Below are 21,167 nucleotides of genomic sequence, written 5' to 3' on the forward strand. Positions count from 1 at the left end.
CCTCGGGCAGCTTTTATATTTTAGGAACATTATGTCTGCCGCACTTGCTATCGATCATGCCGTCAAAACCTACCGTAATGGTTTTACTGCGCTTAAAGGTGTCAGTTTCGAGGTGGAAGAGGGCGAGTTTTTTGCCTTGCTGGGGCCTAACGGTGCTGGGAAAACTACTTTGATTTCCGCTATGGCGGGGTTGAACCGTCTGACTTCGGGCAGTATCCGGGTGATGGGGCATGATGTGGTGAAAGACGCGTATGCCGCCCGTATGAATTTGGGCGTAGTGCCGCAAGAGCTGGTGTTTGATCCTTTTTTCAGCGTGCGTGAAGCTTTGAAGTTCCAATCGGGTTACTTCGGATTGAAAAACAATGCTGCGTGGATAGACGAAGTGATTGAAAGCCTCGGCTTGGCAGATAAAGCCGACACCAATACCCGTAACCTTTCAGGCGGCATGAAGCGGCGGGTGATGGTCGCACAGGCTTTGGTACACCGTCCGCCCGTTATCGTATTGGACGAACCGACGGCCGGTGTGGATGTGGAGCTGCGACAAAGCCTGTGGGCGTTTATCCAAAGCCTGAACCGTCAAGGTCATACCATCATCCTGACTACCCATTATCTTGAAGAGGCACAAAGCCTGTGTAGCCGTATCGCTATGATGAAACAGGGCGAATTGGTCGCTTTAGACGCTACGGAAAATTTATTGCATGCCGAAAAAGGCATACGCGTCGAGTTGTTGTTGAACGGCAGCCTGCCGGAGAATCTGCACCAATGGTTGGCCGGTACGGGGAAAGATGGCGTAGTGCCGCTTAAGCTGGATGATTACGAACAACTGGCCTTCGTGTTGCAAACCTTGAAATATGCCGGTATCGAAGTGAAACATATGGCACTGCCCGAAACCGATTTGGAAGATATTTTTGTGCAAATGATGCACAAATAAAGCCATATTACTCAAAAGTAAAAGGATTGCCCGGCCATGATAGGCTTTTATACCCTGTTTAAAAAAGAAGTTTTGCGTTTTTGGAAAGTGGGTTTCCAAACCTTGGCTGCACCGATGATTACCGCGCTGCTGTATCAGCTGATTTTTTCCCATGCCGTCGGCAAATCGGTTGAGGTGCTGCCGAATGTATCATACAACGCCTTTCTGATTCCGGGTTTGGCGATGATGAGTATGACGCAAAACGCATTTGCAAACTCATCCAGTAGTCTGATCCAATCGCGTATTACAGGCAATTTGGTATTTATCCTGCTTCCTCCGCTTTCAGTGAGCGCATTCTTTTCGGCTTATGTGGGCGCGGCAGTGGTGCGCGGCGTGTTGGTCGGTTTGGGTGTGTTAGCGGCTACTGCTTGGTTCGGATTGCCGCTGCCGCATAATCTTTTGTGGATTATCGTTTTTGCATTGCTTGGTTGTGCATTGATGGGAACGCTCGGTTTGTTGGCCGGTATCGTAGCTGAAAAATTCGACCAGCTTGCCGCATTTCAAAATTTCCTGATTATGCCGCTTACATTCTTATCGGGTGTGTTTTATTCGATTAACAGTCTGCCGCCTTTTTGGCGGAGCCTTAGCCATTTGAATCCCGTGTTTTATATGATAGACGGCTTTCGTTACGGATTTTTCGGCGTAAGCGACACTTCGCCGTGGCTTTCTTTGGCCGTGGTCGGCGGCTTTACCGTGGCAGTGGCTGCGGGCGTATTGATGGTATTGAAATCAGGATGGAAATTACGCAACTAAATTAAGGCCGTCTGAAAAATTCAGGCGGCCTTTTCACTAAACGGCAGGCTGCCGTAGAAAATGTTTCATACCGCTGCCGCTTTATATTCCGATATTTGCCCTTATAATTTGAGAATCATTATTTCAGACGTCAAGGCCGTCTGAACATATCTAGAGGAAACCGCATGAGCAACGTATTACTGAATCTGGCCGACGAGCCGCGTTACGATCAAATCCAAACCGCCGATATCCGCCCTGCAATAGAAACCGCGATGGCCGAGGCCAGAAGCGAAATCGCCGCCGTAAAAGCACAAACCGACATCACATGGAACAATACCGTTGAACGCTTGACCGATATTACCGAGCGGGTAGGCCGCATTTGGGGCGTGGTCGCTCATTTGAATTCGGTTGTCGATACGCCCGAGTTGCGTCAGGTGTATAACGAGCTTATGCCCGAAGTAACTGTGTTTTTTACCGAAATCAGCCAAGATATCGAGCTTTACGAGCGCTTCAAAACCATCAAAAACAGCTCTGAATTCGCACGCTTGGATGCGGCGCAACAAACCAAGCTCAATCACGATTTGCGCGATTTTATTTTGAGCGGTGCAGAGCTGCCTCCCGCCGAGCAGGCAGAGTTTGCTGCCTTGCAAACAGAGGGTGCGCAATTGGCCGCTAAATTTTCCCAAAACGTACTTGATGCCACCGATGCCTTTGCCCTGTATTTCGAAGACGACAGCGAGCTGGGCGGTTTGACTGAAGAAGCTTTAGCCATGTTTGCCGCCGCCGTTCAAGCCGAGGGTAAAACCGGCTATAAGATCGGCCTGCAAATGCCGCATTACATTGCCGTGATGCAGTATGCCGATAACCGCAGTTTGCGCGAACAGATCTACCGTGCTTATGTAACCCGTGCCAGCGAATTGGGTGATGCGGCATACGACAATACCGAAAATATCAACCGACGCTTGGCACTGGCTTTGAAAGAGGCGCAATTATTGGGCTACCGTAATTATGCCGAGCTTTCATTAACCACCAAAATGGCCGATACCCCAGAGCAAGTATTAGCCTTTTTGCGCGACTTGGCTGCCCGTGCCAAACCGTTTGCACAAAAAGACTTGGCTGAGCTAACCGAGTTTGCCCGAGAAAAATTGGGTATTGCCGATCCGCAGGCTTGGGATCTTACTTACGCCAGTGAGAAACTACGTCAGGCAAAATATGCTTTTAGCGAAACCGAAGTGAAAAAATATTTTCCCGTCGGCAAAGTATTGGCCGGACTTTTTGCCCGTATCAACCACCTCTACGGCGTTAATCTGATTGAAAAAACCGTTCCGGTATGGCATCCCGATGTGCGCTATTTTGAATTGGAAAAAGGCGGTTCGATTATCGGCGGCGTTTATATGGACTTGTACGCCCGCGAAGGTAAGCGTGGCGGTGCATGGATGAATGATTATCGGGGCCGACGCCGTTTTCCGGCAGGTGATAAGGCCGGACAAACCCAAACGCCGATTGCTTATTTGGTATGCAACTTCACGCCGCCCGTAGGCGGTAAAGAAGCCCGCCTGTCGCATGACGAAATCATCACCCTGTTCCATGAAACCGGCCACGGTTTGCATCATCTGCTTACCCAGGTTGATGAATTGGGCGTGAGCGGCATCAACGGCGTTGAATGGGATGCAGTGGAGTTGCCGAGCCAATTTATGGAAAACTTCGTGTGGGAATATGAAGTGTTGGCCGATATGTCGGCTCACGAAAGCAGCGGTGAGGTATTGCCGCGCAGCTTGTTCGATAAAATGGTTGCGGCTAAAAATTTCCAACGCGGAATGTTTATGGTTCGTCAGATGGAGTTTGCCCTGTTTGATATGCTGATTTACAGCGAAACCGAGGCAGGCCGTCTGAAACAATGGCAGCAAGTATTACAAAACGTGCGTAAAGAAGTTGCCGTGGTGCAACCGCCTGAATACAACCGCTTTGCCCACAGCTTCGGCCATATTTTTGCAGGTGGTTATGCTGCCGGCTATTACAGTTATTCATGGGCCGAAGTATTGAGTGCGGATGCTTATGCGGCTTTTGAAGAAAGCGATGATATTAAAGCTACCGGCAAACGTTTCTGGATGGAAATTCTTGCCGTGGGCGGTTCGCGCAGTGCGATGGAATCCTTTAAAGCATTCCGTGGCCGCGAACCTCGAATCGATGCACTATTGCGCCACAGCGGATTTGATAGCGAAGCCGCCTAAGTAGCTTGATGAATCAGGCCGTCTGAAAAGTATTCATTCCTTTCAGACGGTCTGTATTTTATTTGCGGCGGGTTTACGTTTAAAAATACAGAAAATAAAATACAGAAAAAGTGTTGACAGCTAAAAAAGGTTTCTGTATTATACGCGTCTTCGGGTCGTTAGCTCAGCTGGTAGAGCAGCGGACTTTTAATCCGTTGGTCGAAGGTTCGAATCCTTCACGACCCACCAGATTTCAAAAAACCTAAACAGAGATGTTTAGGTTTTTTATTTTTAGATAAATTCATATTTTTATTTATGGGTTTTAAAATGTAAAAAAAGCCAAGCATTTGCTTGGCTTTTTTTGATATGGACTATTACCAATAGCCTAAGATTTTCCACCAAATACCGCCAATCACCACGAAAACCAGTAGATTGACAACACTCATGATAAAGCCTGCTTTCCACCATTCGGCCAAGGTAGTATAGCCCGATCCGAAAATCACGGGAGAGGTTCCCGTAGCGTAGTGGGTGAGAGTCATCATAATGCTGGAAGCGGCGGCCATCATCAGTGCAAAAAGCATGGGCGGGGCACCGAGGGAGATGCCCGCTACATAAAACGCACCGAGCATGGCCGTAATGTGGGCGGTCGTGCTGGCGAACATATAGTGGGCATACATATAGGCCAAGAGCAGTAATGCTGATGCGCCCATCCATCCCAAACCTAAGTGGCCGATGCCGTTTTCAAGTAGGCCTGAGAACCAGCTGATCAGGCCGAGTTTGTTTAGGAAAGTGGCCATCATAACAAGGGCGGCAAACCATGTGATGGTATCCCATGCGCTTTTTTCTTTGAGGATATCGTCCCAAGTGAGTACACCGGAGAGCAGCAGTAGGGAAAGACCGATAAAGGCGGTAGTAGTGGCATCTACTTTCCACGCATCGCCTAAAATCAAGGCCGGAATGCCTGCCCATAGCAGCAGTAATACTGCAAAAATGGCCAACATGATGATTTCGCCGCGGTTCATGGGGCCTTGTTCGGCCAGTTTTTCTCTGGCGAATTGGGCGGCATTGGGTGTCGCTTTGATTTCGGGCGGATAGACAAAATAGAGTACCAGCGGCATCAGCAGCATAGCGGCCAAGCCGGGTAGAAGCATGGCTAACGCCCATGTGCCCCAGCTGAGGTGGATATCGCTGTTGGTGGCTTTGGCGATGATATCGACTACTAGGGGGTTGGGTGCTGTGGCGGTGATGAACATGGCCGAAGTGATGGGGTTGCTGTGGTAGTTCACCAAAGCCAGATATTTACCGATACGGCCTTGCGTGCCTTTTTCCGGGTCGGAATCGTAGCTGGAGGCAATGGCTTTCATCACGGGGTGTATGATGCCGCCGCCGCGCGCGGTATTACTAGGGGTTACGGGAGCCAAAATCAACTCGGAAAGCGCTAGGCTGTAACCGATGCCTAAGGTGCGCTTGCCCCACATAGCGATAAAGTAATAGCCGATTCGTGCACCCAAGCCGGTTTTTAAAATACCGCGGGAAATCATAATGGCAATACCGATAAGCCAAATCAGCGGGCTGGAGAAGCTGGAAAGCGCGTCTTTCATTGCGTCGGCCGGCTTTTCACTGGTCACGCCGGTGAGTGCGACCAACATGATGGCGATAATTGAAATCGCTCCGATGGGCATGGCCTTGCCGATAATGGCTGCAATCACACCTACAAACATAGCCAATAAGTGCCATGCTTGAGGGCTTACGCCTTCGGGAACGGGTATAACAAACCATATCAGCAGCGCCAAGCCTACTGCGATGGCTGCGGGTATGGGTTTGAACCCCAGTTTGTTTTCCATTTTGCTGCTCCTTTTATTTGTGAAAACGCTTGATTATTAAGATTGCTGTGTCAAGCTTTATCTTAGCATTGCCCGCCTTTAATTTTATCTGACGCATCGCAAAAAATTCAGATTTAAGTACGTTGGAATGAGGTTGGCAAAAGAGTTTCAGACGGCCTGTCGATAGTTATGCCTAACCTGCTTTATGGATTTGAGAGCCGTCTGAAAAATACTCGGTAGAGATGAAAAACGTTACAATACGTATCATGAATACCAATCTTCTTTCCGGGTTAAATCCCGAACAACTTTCCGCCGTTACCTGGCCTCCACAATCTGCATTGGTGCTGGCCGGAGCAGGTAGCGGTAAAACACGCGTGCTGACAACGCGTATTGCTTGGTTGTTGCAAAGCGGACAGGCGAGCGTACACAGTATTATGGCGGTTACCTTTACCAATAAGGCCGCCAAGGAAATGCAGATGCGTTTGGCCGCGATGACGCCGGTAAGCGTACGCGCGATGTGGTTGGGGACGTTTCACGGTTTGTGCCATCGTTTTTTGCGTTTGCATCATAAAGATGCCGGGTTACCTTCGACCTTTCAGATTCTTGACAGCGGCGACCAGCTTTCTTTGATCAAACGCTTGCTGAAATCTTTGAATATTGCCGAGGAAATCATTGCACCGCGTTCGCTACAGGGTTTTATTAATGCGCAAAAGGAAAACGGTTTGCGCGCCGATGTTTTGCATGCCCCTGATCCGCATACCCAACGTATGATTGAGTGTTACGCCGAATACGACAAAATCTGCCGTCGCGAAGGCGTGGTTGATTTTGCCGAATTAATGTTGTGCAGTTATGAATTGCTTCAGCGTAATGAGGTTTTACGTAACCATTACAGCCAGCGGTTTAATCATATCTTGGTGGATGAGTTTCAAGACACCAATAAGCTGCAATATGCTTGGTTAAAATTAATTGCAGGCGAACATGCCGCTGTGTTTGCAGTGGGAGACGACGACCAATCGATTTACCGCTTTCGTGGTGCCCATGTCGGTAATATGACTGCATTGATGCGTGAATTTTCAATTGATGAGCCGATTAAGCTTGAACAGAATTACCGTTCGGACGGCAACATCTTAACCGCTGCAAATGCCGTTATAGGTAATAATGCCGAGCGGTTGGGAAAAAATCTGCGTACCGATGCGGAAGACGGCGAAAAGCTGCGTTTTCATGCGGCACCTACCGATTTTGACGAAGCACAGTTTATTATCGATGAGGCAAAAGCCTTGCAGAGGGAAGGCTGGCCTTTGGATCAAATGGCGGTACTCTACCGCAGCAACGCCCAGTCGCGCGTGATCGAGCAGGCGCTTTTCCGTTCGGGTATGCCATATAAAATATACGGCGGTTTGCGCTTTTACGAGCGGCAGGAAATCAAACATGCTTTGGCTTATCTGCGCTTGGCAGTCAATCCCGATGACGACAATGCACTTTTGCGTGTGATCAATTTCCCGCCGCGCGGTATCGGCAGCCGTACGGTTGAAAACATTCAGGCGGCAGCCCGGGAACAGGGCGTGTCGTTATGGCAGGCGGCTTGTTCAATGGGGAGCAAAGCGGCCAAAGTAGCGGCATTCGTGCGCTTGATCGAAACATTACAGGCGCAAGCACCTACGGTACCTTTGCAGGAAATGTTGTTGGGAACGATTCACGAAAGCGGTTTGGCCGATTATTACAAAAACCAAAAAGGAGACCAGCAAGAACGGCTGGATAACTTAGCGGAATTGGTCAATGCGGCCGTGGCTTTCAAACCGCACGAAAGCAATTTTGAAATTTTGCCCGAAGGTGCGGAAGAAAATCTGCTGTTCCCTATATTGGCTTTTTTAAGTAATGCGGCTTTGGAATCAGGCGAAAATCAGGCCTCAGAAGGAGAGGAAGCTTTACAGCTGATGACTGTGCATGCGGCTAAGGGATTGGAATTTCAGGCAGTATTCCTAACCGGCTTGGAAGAAGGCTTATTTCCCAGTGAGTACAGCTTGGCTGAAAAAGGTGGTTTGGAAGAAGAACGCCGTTTAATGTATGTGGCCATTACGCGCGCGCGCAAACGCTTATATTTGAGTATGGCTCAACAGCGGCTACTACACGGGCAAACGCATTTCGGGGTACGTTCGCGCTTTGTTGATGAAATTCCGTCAGAAGTGCTGCATTATCTCACGGCATCGCCCAAGCAGTCTTATTATATAGGCGGCTCTGCCAAAGCCAACAAAGCATCAGAAACCAGCTCTTATCAGACCGCTCAGGATTATGACGGTTTCCGTATCGGTCAAAATGTACGCCATGCCAAATTTGGTACGGGGGTTATCATCGAAGCATTAAATAAAGGTGAATCGGCACGCTTAACCATTAATTTCGGCAAAAACGGCATTAAAGAGCTGGATACGGCTTTTGCGAAATTAGAGGCCGTCTGAAAACCTGAACCAGATGGTTATTTGCCGGGTATAAAGAATTTTCAGACGGCATTTTTCAACAGCGGCAGCTTGCTCTTTGGATTAAATAAATTTAAAATGCCGATAGTTTGCTCTTAAGGGAGTAGCCATCCGCATATTTCAGATGTGCGGAGCCGTTATCAACATAATTGCCATAGGGCATGGTAACGGCATCTTGATACCGAGACAGGCAAGACTTAAGACACGCAGAGCCGCCGGTGGGCAGCGCCTGTTGTGTCTTTTTTGTTTGCCCACAGTTTTGAGTATTCGATTATGGAAGCTTTTTTTTCTTCAACGCTGGCGGTCGCCATTGCCGAAATCGGTGATAAAACCCAGCTTCTCGCATTATTTCTCGCCGCACGTTTTGCCCAAAAAAATGCCATTATCGCCGGTATTTTTATTGCCACTTTGCTCAATCATTTTGTTTCGGCACTGTTAGGCACATGGCTGGCGCAGTTTCTATCACCCGATATGATGAAATGGATAGTCGGCATCAGTTTTATCGCCGTCGGCCTGTGGCTGCTGATACCCGATAAAGAAGATGAAACCGACAGCCGCTGGCTGAAATACGGTGCATTCTCGGCTACGCTGGTGTTGTTTTTCTTGGCTGAGATAGGCGATAAAACCCAAATCGCTACGGTATTGTTGGCCGCCAAATATCAAGATACCGTTGGTGTGGTTGCCGGTAGTGTGCTGGGTTTGATGTTGGTTACCGTACCGGTCGTGTATGTAGGTGAAATGTTGATGAAGCGTATTCCGGCCAAAACCATCCGTTGGGCTGCCTGTGTATTGTTTTGTGTGTTGGGCGTACTCACCCTTGCCGGAGGGGGCATTAGTTTGTAACTGTATGTAAGTATAGTTTTGCCGATTTGTATTTAAGCCGTCTGAAAAGTTTTCAGATGGCTTGTTTACTGATAAATAATAAAAAAGTAGAAAAATGGGGTTAATCGGTAAGCTTGGGCATAAAAATATCAGTTTGTTTAAAAAGCGACAGCTCTGCTGATTACAAATTATTACAGAAATAATATTTCAAAAAATATGAAATTTTAAAAATAAATTTTTATATTTTTTATATTTTAAAAATAATTAGCTAATTGGGTAAATGGCCTATTTAATCGAATAAGGCTAATATGCAAACTTTTCTCTGGGTGTTTACAGTCGCTCGTATGTTTGTGGAAAAATAAATTTTAGTAGAAATATTGCGCTTGATCACATATTGAAATTATATCTCCAACGGACTGTATTCCAGTTGTATATCCTATGGTTTTGCTTGATATTTCAGGCCGTCTGAAAAGGGAATATTATTAAAAAGTTACTCAAAGAGGGAAATATGCAAACAAATGTTGCAAATCAGAAATCTACTTGGAGCAGCCGCTTGCGCGCGATGGGGCCGGGTATTTTGTTGGCCTCTGCTGCGGTTGGCGGTTCTCATCTGATCGCGTCTACACAGGCAGGCGCGCTTTACGGTTGGCAGTTGGCTATCATTATTTTGTTGGTTAATGTATTGAAATATCCGTTTTTTTATTTCAGTACCCATTATACGTTAGATACCGGTAAAAGTTTGGTTGAAGGTTATGCCGAAAAAAGCCGTGTTTATATATGGATTTTTTTATTTTTGACGGTAGCTTCATCTACTATTAGCAGCGGTGCGGTAGCGTTAATTACGGCGGTTATCGTGAAAACGGCCATACCGACTTTGCCTTTATCGGTCAATATGCTTGCGGTCGGCGTGATGCTGGCAACTTTACTTGTACTCTTGCTGGGACATTACCGTGTCTTAGATGGTATTACCAAGCTGATCATGATCAGCTTAACTGTGGCTACTATTGCTGCGGCAATGATTGCTGCGGGCCGCGGCATGCAGATGGTGCCGGATTTTGTCGAACCTTCACCATGGAATATGGCTTCCCTAGCATTTATTATCGCATTAATGGGTTGGATGCCGGCGCCGCTTGAGGCGACCTCTATTAACTCGATGTGGGTAACGGCAAAACAAAAGTTAGATCCGACTAATTATAAAGATGCTATGTTCGACTTTAATATCGGATACGCGGTTTCAACTATTTTGGCTTTGATATTCTTGGCTCTTGGCGCACTGGTTCAATATGGTAATGGTGAAGCTGTCGAGATGGTTGGCGGTAAGTATATCGGGCAATTGATTAATATGTATGCGGCCACGATTGGAGAGTGGTCTCGGCTGTTGGTGGCTTTTATTGCTTTTGCCTGCATGTTTGGTACTACGCTCACTTTGCTAGACGGTTATGGTCGGGTGAATGCGGAAACCGTGCGCTTGTTATCGCAAAGTAAGCAGCACAGCAATCGTTCTGTCGTATTTTGGACCTGCTGGTCGGCTTTTTCCGGATTGGCGGTTATTTTATGGTTTAACAGTGCATTAGCAGAAATGCTGCGCTTTGCCATGATTTCAGCTTTCCTTAGTGCTCCCGTAATTGCGTGGTTAAATTATTCGCTGGTAAGAAGCACACACCGCCATGCCATTTCCGTGCCGATGAATTTGCTGGCAGTTGCTGGCTTGGTTTATTTAATCGGTTTTACTTTGATTTTTGTTTTGAATATGGCCGGTATTTGGGTATAAATATCAGCTGGTTTTGAATTTATTTACTCCGCTCCGCATATCCATATTTTATTGAATATGCGGAGCGGAATTTTTATGTCTATCTAAGTATTTGAATATTATTAAAAAATAATAAATTGTTAAGTTTACCTATACGCTTGTGAGATAGGCAAAAATATTTTTGATAGCGTTAAATCAAATGGCATAATAAGTGGCAGAAAGGTATTTTATTGTATTGAAAAATAAATTATTTTTATTTTTTCACTTGAGATTGGAATGCAATTTATAGTTAATATTGTTATTGTAGACAAAAAACAGCATACCGTTTATCATGAAATTCTACCGATTATTCTTAAATCAATCTAAATATCTACCTAAGGGAAATGTCTTATGGCAGGATCGTATCAGATGTACCGCTGTGCGGTATTATCTACTTCTACCAGCTCGTTGGACAGTGTATTAGATCGCGACAGCCTGATTCAAATTTTGCGCTTAACCATCCGTACGGATACTGAATATGAATATACCGACGGACTGGATTTGAAGCCCGATGAATTTTATCAATGGCAGTACCGTTATCCGAACCACATGCCCAATACATTCCCTCCTTCATACGAGTTGTTGCGCCAAACTTTCCAGCATCTTAAAGCATTGGGCTATCATAGCGCGATTGTCACCACTTTGAGTAGCAAACTCAGCGAAACCTACCGCCGGGTTTGTCAAGTGGCAGCAGAGATGGCGGATGAGCTAGATATTTATGTATTTGATACAGGTATTACAGGTATGCCAGAAGGTTTTTTTGCACTTGAGGCGATGCGATTATTAAAAGAAGGTTATACGCCGCAAGAAGTTATTGCAAAATTGGAGCAGATGCGGCCTTGCGGAGAGATTATATTTAGTGTTCATTCGGTGAATCAGTTAGTCAACAGCGGCATTTTGGGTAAGATAGGCGCTGTGGTTGTCGGCTTGCTGAATTTAATGCCTGTTTTGCGTTTTCACAATAATACGCTTACCAAGGTTAAAACTGCTAACAACAGTGAAGATGTTCTAAATGCTACTGTAGAGGCTGTAGCTGCCCGTTTGCAAGGTGAGGATTTGAATAATTTGGTATTGTGCGGCATGTATGGTGGCAATCTTGACCTTTATAACCGCTTTGCAGCCAAACTACACCAAAAAACAGGCGTACATTTAACAGGTATTCCGATTTCACCGGTAGTGGGTGCTTATATCGGGCCTGATGCAGTAGGAGTGGGAATTGTGAAACGCAATGGCTGCACCGGTTAAACTGGTTTGGCTGAATTTAGGAGTCAAAATTAGAACACGCGGTTATAGCGTGTTTGGACTTTATATACCTTTTAAGCAGTTGTATTGAAGATTACTATATAATGCCGTCTGAAAAGTTTTCAGACGGCATTATTCATTAAGTAAAATAAATTCAAATGCTTATGAAGTATTTTTAACCTTCTTGGAAATGATAACGATATTTTCGGTAGGTTTGGGAAAAATTTTGCCATCTTAAATGAATTTTAAGATTTATATAAACCACATAGGCGGATGTTGCCAATAGGATGAGACCATGCTCGAATTGAAACAGATCTGTAAGCGCTTCGGCAGCAAAATTGTATCCGACAATATCAGCTTGAGTGTGGCCTCCGGTTCGATACTGGCTATTTTAGGGCCTTCAGGCTGCGGTAAGTCTACATTGTTAAATATTGCAGCCGGTTTAGTAGAGCCTGATAGCGGTGAAGTATGGATAAACGGTGAAAATCGAACACACACGCCGCCTGAAAAACGCCGGGTGGCCTTGATGTTTCAAGATTATGCTTTGTTTCCTCATCTTAATGTTTGGCAAAATGTCGCCTTCGGTTTGAAAATGCAGGGTATTTCAAAAGTAGAGGCCAAATTATGGGCAGAAAAAGCATTGGCATCGGTAGGATTGGCGGCCGAAACTGAAAGACAGGTAGATGCGCTTTCAGGAGGAGAAAAGCAGCGCGTAGCCTTAGCCCGGGCGTTGGTTGTAGCCCCGCAATTACTGTTGTTGGACGAACCGTTTTCCAGTTTGGATACAGGTTTGCGCCAACAACTGCGCGAACAAACCCAAGAGCAAATACGCAGGCAAAATATCCCTGCCGTATTGGTAACGCACGATCCTGAAGAAGCCTTGGTTTTGGCGGATTATTTGGCAGTGATGAATAAAGGCCGGCTTATACAATACGGCAAGCCGCAAGAAGTTTTACAACGCCCTGCTAATGCTTGGGTTGCCAAACTATTGGGTGCGGACAATGTCGATGAAACACGCTATATCCCGCAACATGCGCTGGCATTTAATCATGAAGAAGGCCAGCCAAGTGAGATTTTGCAAATTATCCCGAATGCCGCCTACTGCCGCCTGCTGTTGTTGCATCCCCAATATGGAGAAATAGTACTGAATCTGGATTGGCAGAGGGTTGGGGGGAAGGAGTTGAAGGTGGGAGAGATATGGAATATATTGATAAGTCCGAATCAGATTGCTTATTTTTAGAGCAAAGTCATATCGGTTTAAAAAATAATTATTAGAAATAATATGCCGCATGAATAAATATTATTCATGCGGCAGCGCGTTTTAGGCTGTGCTATCTTAGGTTACTTACTAGCAGCAGCAGCAGAGCATGAAGTAGGCAGAATAGTGCTGTCTACGTTAGAAGTACAGTTCCATTCACTCTTGTTATTGGTTTGAGCTAAAGTATAAGTAACTGTTTTGCCACTTAACTTCGCATTTACACCTTCGGTTTTGAAGGTAACTGTAACTGTGCAGCCGCCACTACCGTCATTAGCTGCAGTGCCAGCTGCGGTAACTGAAGCAACGTATTTACCAGTAATAGCGTCTTTAGCGGCAATGCCACCTTTCCCATTTGTTAAACAAGTATTATTCAAGCCGTAGTTTAATGCTACATCTTTTTTCACGCCGTCTGAAATACTTGGTGCTTCAGACCATTGGGCTTTTGCAGAGTAGTCTTGGTACATTGGCAAGGCTACTACGGCCAAAATACCGATAATCGCTACAACGATCATCAATTCGATTAGAGTAAAACCTTTTTGGATTGCTTTCATTTTTAAAACTCCAGTTTTGTTAAGTGATTAAACTTTTAGCTCGGTTGGCCGGGCTATTATTATAAATATCCGTAATGTGCTTGGCCTGTTCAGGTTTAGCGGGTCATACAGTTTAGTAAGAGAAGGAATTTACAGCTTACACCAAACTATTTTGCTCGGTGGATGTGAGATATGTAGCATCGGGTGTGCCAAATATGGTGATGAATGTAGGAATTTTTTTATACTATTGATTATTTTGATTTTATTTTTTTAAATTTTAATGATTCGCTTAGCGTAACATTTTTTTAAATATATCATAAGCAGGTATGTGCCGCTTTTTGTCAGAAATTGTTTTTTTCTTGTATTACACTTTTATGTCAAGTGTCGTTTTTTTTGTGAGAATATACCACTTTTTGTCAGGAATTGTATATTAGCTCTAATTAAAGCAGCTACCGTTAAAAAATAATCTCAAATTTGAAGCAATAATATTCAATGTTTTTTATTAGTAGATGGCTTTTCAGTATTAAAGGCCGTCTGAAAAAATGGTAGATATTTTTAGCTTGAATTTTTAAGAATGGATTATGTGTTTTTCGTAAATAGAAATATAAAAATACCCGGCTGGGTATTTTTATATTTGGGCTCTAGGTAGATATGTTGGTTTTTAAGATGGAAGTTTGAAATTGAATTTGAATGTTTTAAATTAAAATGGTTTTGTTCGGATTTATTTTTGAAAAATAATCGTAATACCACTTATGTGATAAGTATGGTAAATATGTAACTATATGAAAAATAATATATTTTATTATTGCAAGGTTTCTATATTATCCTCTTGAGCTTCAACGGCATATTCTTCGTTCGCCCAGGATCCTAGATCAATAAGCTTGCAGCGCTGGCTGCAAAATGGGCGGTAGAGGCTTTCAGGAAGCCAAGCTACGGAGTTGCCGCAGGTTGGGCATTTAACGATCGGAAATTCTGTTTGTTTCATAATGGGTTTTAGTTTTTAAACTACAACAGGATCGAAACTCGACATAATCAGTTTGAAAGGAACATCTTCTGTAATAGGACGACCGCGGGCGCATTCTTGGGAAGCGGAAAGAAAGCGTATGTGGGTAAAATATTTATTGGCGGAAACTTCGGGTAGGGCGTGGCGGTTGGAGTCCAACTCAATGGTGAGCATATGGATATTTTGTGCCAAGCTGTTGTGCTGGTAGTTTCCGCCTGTTGCAATACAATCTACGGCGCGGGTATTGCTGCGCAAGATATTCAATAATGTATTGATAGCGTGATAGGTAGGCATTAGTGTGGCAATCCAGCGGTGAAGATCGGCCAAACGGTATTCGAATGATTGCTGTTGCCAGAAATAGTAAGATGATAGGTCAAACGGGCTTGTGCCGCCCGGTACCAGCATACGCTGTTTGATAGCCATCAGCCACTCATTCTCACGTAAGTGTTGGCCAAATTTTTGTTGGATACCTTGTAAATTTTCCGCTACTTTTTGCAACTCTTCATGTCGCAAGGTAATTTCCGAGGCGGTTAATCTGCTTGAGGAAAGGAGTTTTTTTTGCCGTTCCAATTCTTGCAGTATATCAAGCTTGAGCTCTGCCCTAGCAGCACACTCCATAATTTCAAATAATGTGAAAAGAGCCAGGTGGTGTGCCCATGGGCCGTTATCACGCTCACATTCAGCATGAAAACGGTTAAACAGATGCTCGATGCGCAGAAAACTGCGTACACGTTCGGAGAGTGGATGTTCGAAGCGAATCATGAAGTTTTTTGTTGTGAGTGAGAGAATATTGCTTGATAGTAGGTGTGTAGTCTTTGCACCTTATTGTTTAATATTTCAAGCGTGGTATTGTTGGCCAATACATCATCGGCCAATTTGTAACGTTGCCGACGGTTGGCTTGATTGGCCATTATACGGATGATTTCGGGTTCTGATAAGCCGCTCCGGCTGATGACGCGTTTGATTTGTATGCTTTCTTCAGCGTCTATCACCAAAATCCGCTGTACTAATGGCCAGAACAAAGGGTTTTCGATCAATTGGGGGATTTCGATAATCCCGTAAACGGCTGCTGCTTGTTGCTGTTGTAAGCGGATATTATCCAAAATAAGCGGAAACATCAGAGCTTCAAGCTGCTTCTTTGCTTGTGGATTGTTGAATACTAAAGTTCTTAAGGCAGTACGGTTCAGACGGCCTGTTGTATCAAACATCTGATTGCCGAATAGGTTTCGTATTGGGATTAAGGCGACACCGTTTTCTGCAGTAAGACTGCGGCTGATATTATCTGCATCTATCAGCGGAACCTCAAGCTTGGAAAATAATGCCGCTACGGCTGATTTGCCGCTGCCTATGCCGCCTGTAAGCCCTATCCAGTAAGTCATCCTGTAAATCCGGAGGAGCGCAACCACCATTCGATTGCTGTGTGTACTGGTTGGTTAAATATAAAAACCAACCAGCCTGCAATTGCCAAGCTTGGTCCGAAAGCAAAAGGTTGGCCTTTCGAAACACGCGTGATTAGTGCGCTGATAATGCCAATAAGCGCTGCTGAGAATACAATGACGGGTAAGACGCCTAAGCCCAGCCATGCGCCTAGTGCAGCCAATAATTTGAAATCACCGCCGCCTATACCGATTTTTCCGGTCGCTATTTTATATAGGTAACACAACAGCCATAAGCTCATATAACCTGTTACTGCCCCTAAAACTGAGGAGGTAAGGGGGATAAAATCACCATTTAGGTTGAATAAAAGCCCAAGCCAAATGAGCGGCAGGGTCAGCTGATCCGGCAAATATTGGGTATCTGCATCAATAAAGGTTAGCGCTAATAAAAATGCAGTGAAAACCAAGCCGCCTAATGTGAGCCAACTCCAACCATATTGCCAAGCCACGGTGGCAAATAATGCGGCGGTTAACAATTCAACAAGCGGATAGCGTTTACTGATTGGTGTGTGGCAATGATGGCATTTTCCTTTCAGTAAAAGATAGCTGATAACGGGAATATTCTGCCAAGCTTTTACCGGTGAGGCACATTTAGGGCAGCGTGAGTCGGGCTTAATCAGATTAAAGGGTTGCCGTTCTTCATCGGTTAGAGGAATACTCAAATGCTCTTTTGCAAATGTAGTCCAGCTCCGTTCCATCATGATAGGGGTACGGTAAATCACAACATTCAAAAAACTTCCGACTAGCAGGCCGAATAGGGTTGCCAATGGGATGGCGAAAGGTGCAAAAGTTTGCCAATCCATATTAGCCCACCACGTTACCAAGATTAAATAACGGTAGATACATGGCAATCAGTATTACACCGATAATTGAGCCTAACACGACCATAATAATAGGTTCCATCAGCGTAGATAATTGGCCAACCGCATTATCTACTTCATCTTCATAGAACTCAGCAGCTTTGTTCAACATATCATCAAGAGAGCCGGATTCTTCACCAATCGAAGCCATTTGCAATACCATGTTTGGAAAGAGGTCTGTGGCTTGCATGCTGGATGTAAGAGACAAACCTTGGTTAACTTTGGCACGAATATTTTGAGTTCCTTCTTCGTATAGAATATTACCGGCAGCCCCTGCTACAGAATCTAATGCTTCAACTAGTGGTACCCCTGCAGCGAAAAGAGTAGATGTAGTTCGTGCCCAACGTGCGATAGTGGCTTTTCGAACGATGATTCCGAAAATAGGTAAACGTAAAAGTAGGGTATCTACACGCTTTTGAAATGATGGTGAACGCTCATGAAATTTGTATAAAATAAATATACCTGCAATGATACCCAAAATGATTAACCAGCCATAGGCAACAAAAAAATCAGAAATAGACATCATAATCAATGTCAATCCGGGTAGCTCAGCTCCCATATTGCTATATATTTCTTTAAACGCTGGTAACACAAACATCATCATAATAATGATTAAGGCAATTGCAACCGTAACGACTGCAACAGGATAGGTAAGAGCACTTTTAACTTTACGTTTAATTGCTTGGGTTTTTTCTTTATATAAAGCCAATTTGTCCAGCAGGCCTTCCAACACCCCACCTGTTTCACCAGCCGCAATCAGATTACAGTAAAAACGGTCAAAATATTTCGGATGTTTGGCAAATGCACGGGATAAGGAGCTGCCCTGCTCTACCTCTGCGCGTATCTGCATTAGCATTTGGGTCATTGCCGGGTTGGCATGGCCGCGTGCAACGATTTCAAAAGCCTGCATTAATGGCAGCCCGGCTTTCATCATGGTTGCCAATTGGCGGGTGAAAACGGTGATGTCTTCTTGCGTAATACGACGTTTTCTAACTTCTTTTACCTTACTGATACGGATAGGTTTGATGCCGCGGCGCTGAAGTTTTTTGCGTGCTTCATCCTCGTCTTTTGCAGCTACTTCACCGCGGACGAGTTGGTCGGTATGGGTGTTTTTCCCTTCAAAGCTAAAACGCTTTCCCTTGGTTCTGGCAGTAAAAATGCTGCTCTTTTTTTGGTTTTGACTCATTATTCAGCCTTTAATCGTTGGTATTTGCCAATACTTCTTCTAGTGAGGTCAGCCCTTGCATAACTTTTAATAAACCTGCATGGCGTAAGTCTACCATGCCTTGTTTGTAAGCCATATTTTGGATATCAATTTCGGTGCCGTTTTCCATGATCACTCGTTGCATTTCTTCGGTGACCGGCATAACTTCATAGACGCCTACACGTCCTTTAAACCCTTTGCCTCGGCAACTGTCACAACCGACGGGGCGGTATAGTGTCCAATCTTTTGCAATATCCTCATCTGAAAAACCTGCTTTTTTCAGTGCCGGCAGCGGTGGCCGCTCGGCAGGTGCTTTGCAGTTTGGACATAAACGGCGTAGCAAGCGCTGTGCCATAATCAGGCTGACCGAACTGGCGATATTAAATGGGGCAACGCCCATATTTAGCATACGGGACAAAGTGGCAGGGGCATTATTGGTGTGTAGGGTCGAGAATACCATGTGGCCGGTTTGTGCGGCTTTAATGGCGATGTCGGCCGTTTCAAGGTCGCGGATCTCCCCTACCATGATAATGTCCGGGTCTTGACGCAAAAATGCTTTCAGGGCAGCGGCAAAGGTAAGACCTTGTTTGTCATTTACGTTGACTTGGTTAATGCCGGGTAAATTAATTTCCGCCGGGTCTTCCGCCGTGGCAATGTTTACATTTTCGGTATTCAGAATATTCAGGCAGGTATACAGTGAGACGGTTTTGCCCGAGCCTGTCGGACCAGTCACCAAAACCATGCCGTAGGGGCGGTGAATGGCGTCGAGCAGTAATTCTTTTTGGAAAGGCTCGAAACCGAGTTGGTCGATATTCAGGGAACCGGCATCTGAATTCAGAATCCGCATCACTACTTTTTCTCCAAACAAGGTGGGCAGTGTGCTGACACGGAAGTCAATCGGGCGGCCATGTTTGTGAAATGCGATTTGGATTCTACCGTCTTGCGGTACACGCTTTTCGGAAATATCGAGTCTTGCCATTACTTTGATGCGTGAAGCCAATTGTCCGCGTACGGCTACGGGAGGTTGGACTACTTCACGCAACTGCCCGTCTACGCGGAAACGTACGCGAGCCATTTGTTCGTAAAATTCAAAATGGATATCTGAAGCGCCGGCACTAAGGGCATCGGATAAGGTTTTGTGGATGAACCGGGCAATCGGGCCATCTTCGGCTTCTTCGTTATCCACATACAGCATACCGCCCTGCTGGGCCGAATCCGATTGTTCTTTGCTGATTTCATTAAGGATGGCTGTTGACCTTTGTCCTAACCATTCGAGCAGGGTGCTGAGTTGATCGTCACGGACGATGACCAAATCTATTGATGTGCCTGAGGTGAAGGCGGCCTTTTGGAAGTTTTGAATTTGGGTGGGGTCGGAGACGGCTAAAAATACTTTCCGACCGCGGCGGAAAATCGGTATGCAGCGGTTCTGCAGCATTTGTTCTTCCGTCAACACATCGGTAAGGATATTGGTACGGGGAAAGTAGCGCAGATCCAACAGTGGATAGCTAAAAATGCGGGCTAATAATTCACCCAGTGCTTGGGGTGTGATGATGTGTTCATCGAAAAGCATGGGGATGATGTCTTTGTAATCATCCAATGCTTTTTGATAGCGCTCGATTTTATCGCCGGTCACGATCTGGCTTTGTACCAGTACTCTTAATAACCCAACACTCATTCTAGGTAACCTGTCTGTTTAGGCCCGAGTGGCTTCCGGTATTGCAATGGTGCCGTCGGATGTTTTGAAATTTAACTATCTAAAGGGTAACTATTATAAAGTAACTTGGGTGCGTATCCAAATACCATGTTGGTTTTTTACGCTTGGCTGCCGGCTTGCCGGTGGGGTGTGTTGGGTTACCGGACTATATGGCTTTGCAGTTTGGCGGAGTGATATGAGGCGCATTTGTTAATTTGATGGGGAGGAGTTGTTTTTGGCCTGTTCCTGTTCTGCTTTATAAGCGCGTAACCATTCAAGAGCGGCGGCTTTTTCTGATTCGGTACCGTATTTCAAATCGCGTTGGGCCCGTCGGTATGTTGCCCGTGCTTTGGCCTCTTCAACTTGTTGTGCTTGGTAGGTTTCTCTGTTTGCTGGTACGGTTCGTTGGGCTTGTTGTGCTTGAGCACGGGCCATGGCTTGGGCAATCAGGGCTGTGGGGTTAAAAGCGTTGGATGCGGGCGCGCTTGCAGCTTCTGTTGTTGTTTGGGTTTTAATTTTTGAAGCGGTTTCACGTTCGGCCAGATAAGTTTTGCGTTCGGCGGCATCGCGTATTTTGCGATCAGTGTGCCATTGGTATCGTGCTTGGGCATGTTCGGCAGCGGCAAACCGTGGATTGTTTTGTTGCGCTAGAGAACACGAAATCGGTAGATGGGAGACTTGTACAGGCCGCATATGGATGCAATCGACGGGGCAGGCGGGAATACACAGGCGGCAGCCGGTACATTCTTCCGCCAGTACGGTATGCATTAATTTGGACGCACCCATAATGGCATCAACAGGGCAGGCGCGGATACATGCGGTACAGCCGATGCAAACGTTTTCATCTATCCAAGCAAGTGCGGGAGTTTGGATTTTCGCTGGAGTTTGGGGTTGGCGTTTGAGCAACTGCGATAGATCTTGCATGACGACTTCTCCGCCGGGCGCACATAGATGGATGTCGGCTTGATTGGCGGCCAAAGCTTCTGCATAAGGCAGACAGCCTTGATAGCCGCATTCCCGGCATTGGGTTTGAGGTAGCAGGCGGTTGATGGTGTCGACATTGGTACTCATGGCGGAATATGCTTGGAAATCAAAAGCGCTGTATTCTAACAGATTGATGCAAT

17 protein-coding genes, 1 tRNA gene and 1 riboswitch are annotated in these 21,167 nt (G+C 45.6%); of the genes, 9 read left to right on the forward strand and 9 right to left on the reverse strand.

The window, feature by feature from the left end; genetic code table 11:
* The first annotated feature begins 31 nt into the window (after nucleotides 1-31).
* The 4 genes from ACEPPX_RS08335 to ACEPPX_RS08350 all read left to right on the forward strand — a co-directional run bounded on the left by ACEPPX_RS08335 (nucleotide 32) and on the right by ACEPPX_RS08350 (nucleotide 4,161).
* Nucleotides 32-931: an ABC transporter ATP-binding protein gene (locus ACEPPX_RS08335; RefSeq protein ID WP_416623645.1), complete on the forward strand. Its 900-nt coding sequence runs from the start codon at nucleotides 32-34 to the stop codon at nucleotides 929-931.
* Between the two features lie 36 nt (nucleotides 932-967).
* Nucleotides 968-1,723 carry an ABC transporter permease gene (locus tag ACEPPX_RS08340; protein WP_416623646.1) on the forward strand — a complete coding sequence of 252 codons (756 nt, stop codon included), beginning with the start codon at nucleotides 968-970 and terminating at the stop codon, nucleotides 1,721-1,723.
* Between the two features lie 164 nt (nucleotides 1,724-1,887).
* Nucleotides 1,888-3,933: a M3 family metallopeptidase gene (locus ACEPPX_RS08345; protein ID WP_416623647.1), complete on the forward strand. Its 2,046-nt coding sequence runs from the start codon at nucleotides 1,888-1,890 to the stop codon at nucleotides 3,931-3,933.
* Nucleotides 3,934-4,085: 152 nt separating this feature from the next.
* Nucleotides 4,086-4,161, forward strand: a tRNA-Lys gene (locus tag ACEPPX_RS08350).
* Nucleotides 4,162-4,286: 125 nt separating this feature from the next.
* Here ACEPPX_RS08350 and ACEPPX_RS08355 read toward each other — a convergent pair.
* Complete coding sequence (locus ACEPPX_RS08355) at nucleotides 4,287-5,744, reverse strand: DASS family sodium-coupled anion symporter (protein ID WP_416623680.1); 1,458 nt, start codon at nucleotides 5,742-5,744, stop codon at nucleotides 4,287-4,289.
* Nucleotides 5,745-6,001: 257 nt separating this feature from the next.
* Between ACEPPX_RS08355 and ACEPPX_RS08360 the strand changes: the two genes are divergently transcribed.
* The 5 genes from ACEPPX_RS08360 to ACEPPX_RS08380 all read left to right on the forward strand — a co-directional run bounded on the left by ACEPPX_RS08360 (nucleotide 6,002) and on the right by ACEPPX_RS08380 (nucleotide 13,299).
* A complete protein-coding gene (locus ACEPPX_RS08360; protein WP_416623648.1) occupies nucleotides 6,002-8,188 on the forward strand; it encodes a UvrD-helicase domain-containing protein in 2,187 nt (728 codons plus the stop codon).
* A gap of 104 nt (nucleotides 8,189-8,292) precedes the next feature.
* A riboswitch (yybP-ykoY riboswitch) is annotated at nucleotides 8,293-8,470 on the forward strand.
* A 9-nt stretch (nucleotides 8,471-8,479) separates the two neighbouring features.
* Nucleotides 8,480-9,049, forward strand: coding sequence for a TMEM165/GDT1 family protein (locus ACEPPX_RS08365; protein WP_416623681.1), 570 nt, complete (start codon nucleotides 8,480-8,482; stop codon nucleotides 9,047-9,049).
* Between the two features lie 487 nt (nucleotides 9,050-9,536).
* Nucleotides 9,537-10,799 (forward strand): NRAMP family divalent metal transporter, encoded by a 1,263-nt coding sequence (locus ACEPPX_RS08370; protein WP_416623649.1) that lies wholly within the window; start codon nucleotides 9,537-9,539, stop codon nucleotides 10,797-10,799.
* Nucleotides 10,800-11,168: 369 nt separating this feature from the next.
* On the forward strand, nucleotides 11,169-12,062 hold the full coding sequence (locus tag ACEPPX_RS08375; protein ID WP_047760851.1) for a DegV family protein: 894 nt from the start codon (nucleotides 11,169-11,171) through the stop codon (nucleotides 12,060-12,062).
* A gap of 292 nt (nucleotides 12,063-12,354) precedes the next feature.
* A complete protein-coding gene (locus ACEPPX_RS08380; RefSeq protein ID WP_416623650.1) occupies nucleotides 12,355-13,299 on the forward strand; it encodes an ABC transporter ATP-binding protein in 945 nt (314 codons plus the stop codon).
* A gap of 101 nt (nucleotides 13,300-13,400) precedes the next feature.
* Here the strand turns inward: ACEPPX_RS08380 and ACEPPX_RS08385 are convergent, their stop codons facing one another.
* The 8 genes from ACEPPX_RS08385 to ACEPPX_RS08420 all read right to left on the reverse strand — a co-directional run bounded on the left by ACEPPX_RS08385 (nucleotide 13,401) and on the right by ACEPPX_RS08420 (nucleotide 21,156).
* Nucleotides 13,401-13,868: a pilin gene (locus tag ACEPPX_RS08385; protein ID WP_416623651.1), complete on the reverse strand. Its 468-nt coding sequence runs from the start codon at nucleotides 13,866-13,868 to the stop codon at nucleotides 13,401-13,403.
* A gap of 781 nt (nucleotides 13,869-14,649) precedes the next feature.
* Entirely contained in the window at nucleotides 14,650-14,832 is a 183-nt protein-coding gene (yacG, locus tag ACEPPX_RS08390) for a DNA gyrase inhibitor YacG (RefSeq protein ID WP_416623652.1), read from the reverse strand.
* Nucleotides 14,833-14,847: 15 nt separating this feature from the next.
* A complete protein-coding gene (zapD, locus tag ACEPPX_RS08395) occupies nucleotides 14,848-15,612 on the reverse strand; it encodes a cell division protein ZapD (RefSeq protein ID WP_047760855.1) in 765 nt (254 codons plus the stop codon).
* A complete protein-coding gene (gene coaE / locus ACEPPX_RS08400; protein ID WP_416623653.1) occupies nucleotides 15,609-16,229 on the reverse strand; it encodes a dephospho-CoA kinase in 621 nt (206 codons plus the stop codon). The genes zapD and coaE overlap by 4 nt, the downstream gene beginning before the upstream one ends.
* Nucleotides 16,226-17,089, reverse strand: a complete 864-nt coding sequence (locus ACEPPX_RS08405) for a prepilin peptidase (protein ID WP_416623654.1) — start codon at nucleotides 17,087-17,089, stop codon at nucleotides 16,226-16,228. Before ACEPPX_RS08405 ends, coaE begins: the two co-directional genes overlap by 4 nt.
* Nucleotide 17,090: 1 nt before the next feature.
* On the reverse strand, nucleotides 17,091-18,332 hold the full coding sequence (locus tag ACEPPX_RS08410; protein WP_047760858.1) for a type II secretion system F family protein: 1,242 nt from the start codon (nucleotides 18,330-18,332) through the stop codon (nucleotides 17,091-17,093).
* A gap of 10 nt (nucleotides 18,333-18,342) precedes the next feature.
* A complete protein-coding gene (gene pilB / locus ACEPPX_RS08415; protein WP_047760859.1) occupies nucleotides 18,343-20,025 on the reverse strand; it encodes a type IV-A pilus assembly ATPase PilB in 1,683 nt (560 codons plus the stop codon).
* Between the two features lie 228 nt (nucleotides 20,026-20,253).
* Complete coding sequence (locus ACEPPX_RS08420) at nucleotides 20,254-21,156, reverse strand: RnfABCDGE type electron transport complex subunit B (protein WP_416623682.1); 903 nt, start codon at nucleotides 21,154-21,156, stop codon at nucleotides 20,254-20,256.
* Nucleotides 21,157-21,167 lie beyond the last annotated feature (11 nt).

The sequence above is a fragment of the Neisseria sp. S1 genome (assembly GCF_048060015.1).
Classification (GTDB): domain Bacteria; phylum Pseudomonadota; class Gammaproteobacteria; order Burkholderiales; family Neisseriaceae; genus Neisseria; species Neisseria arctica.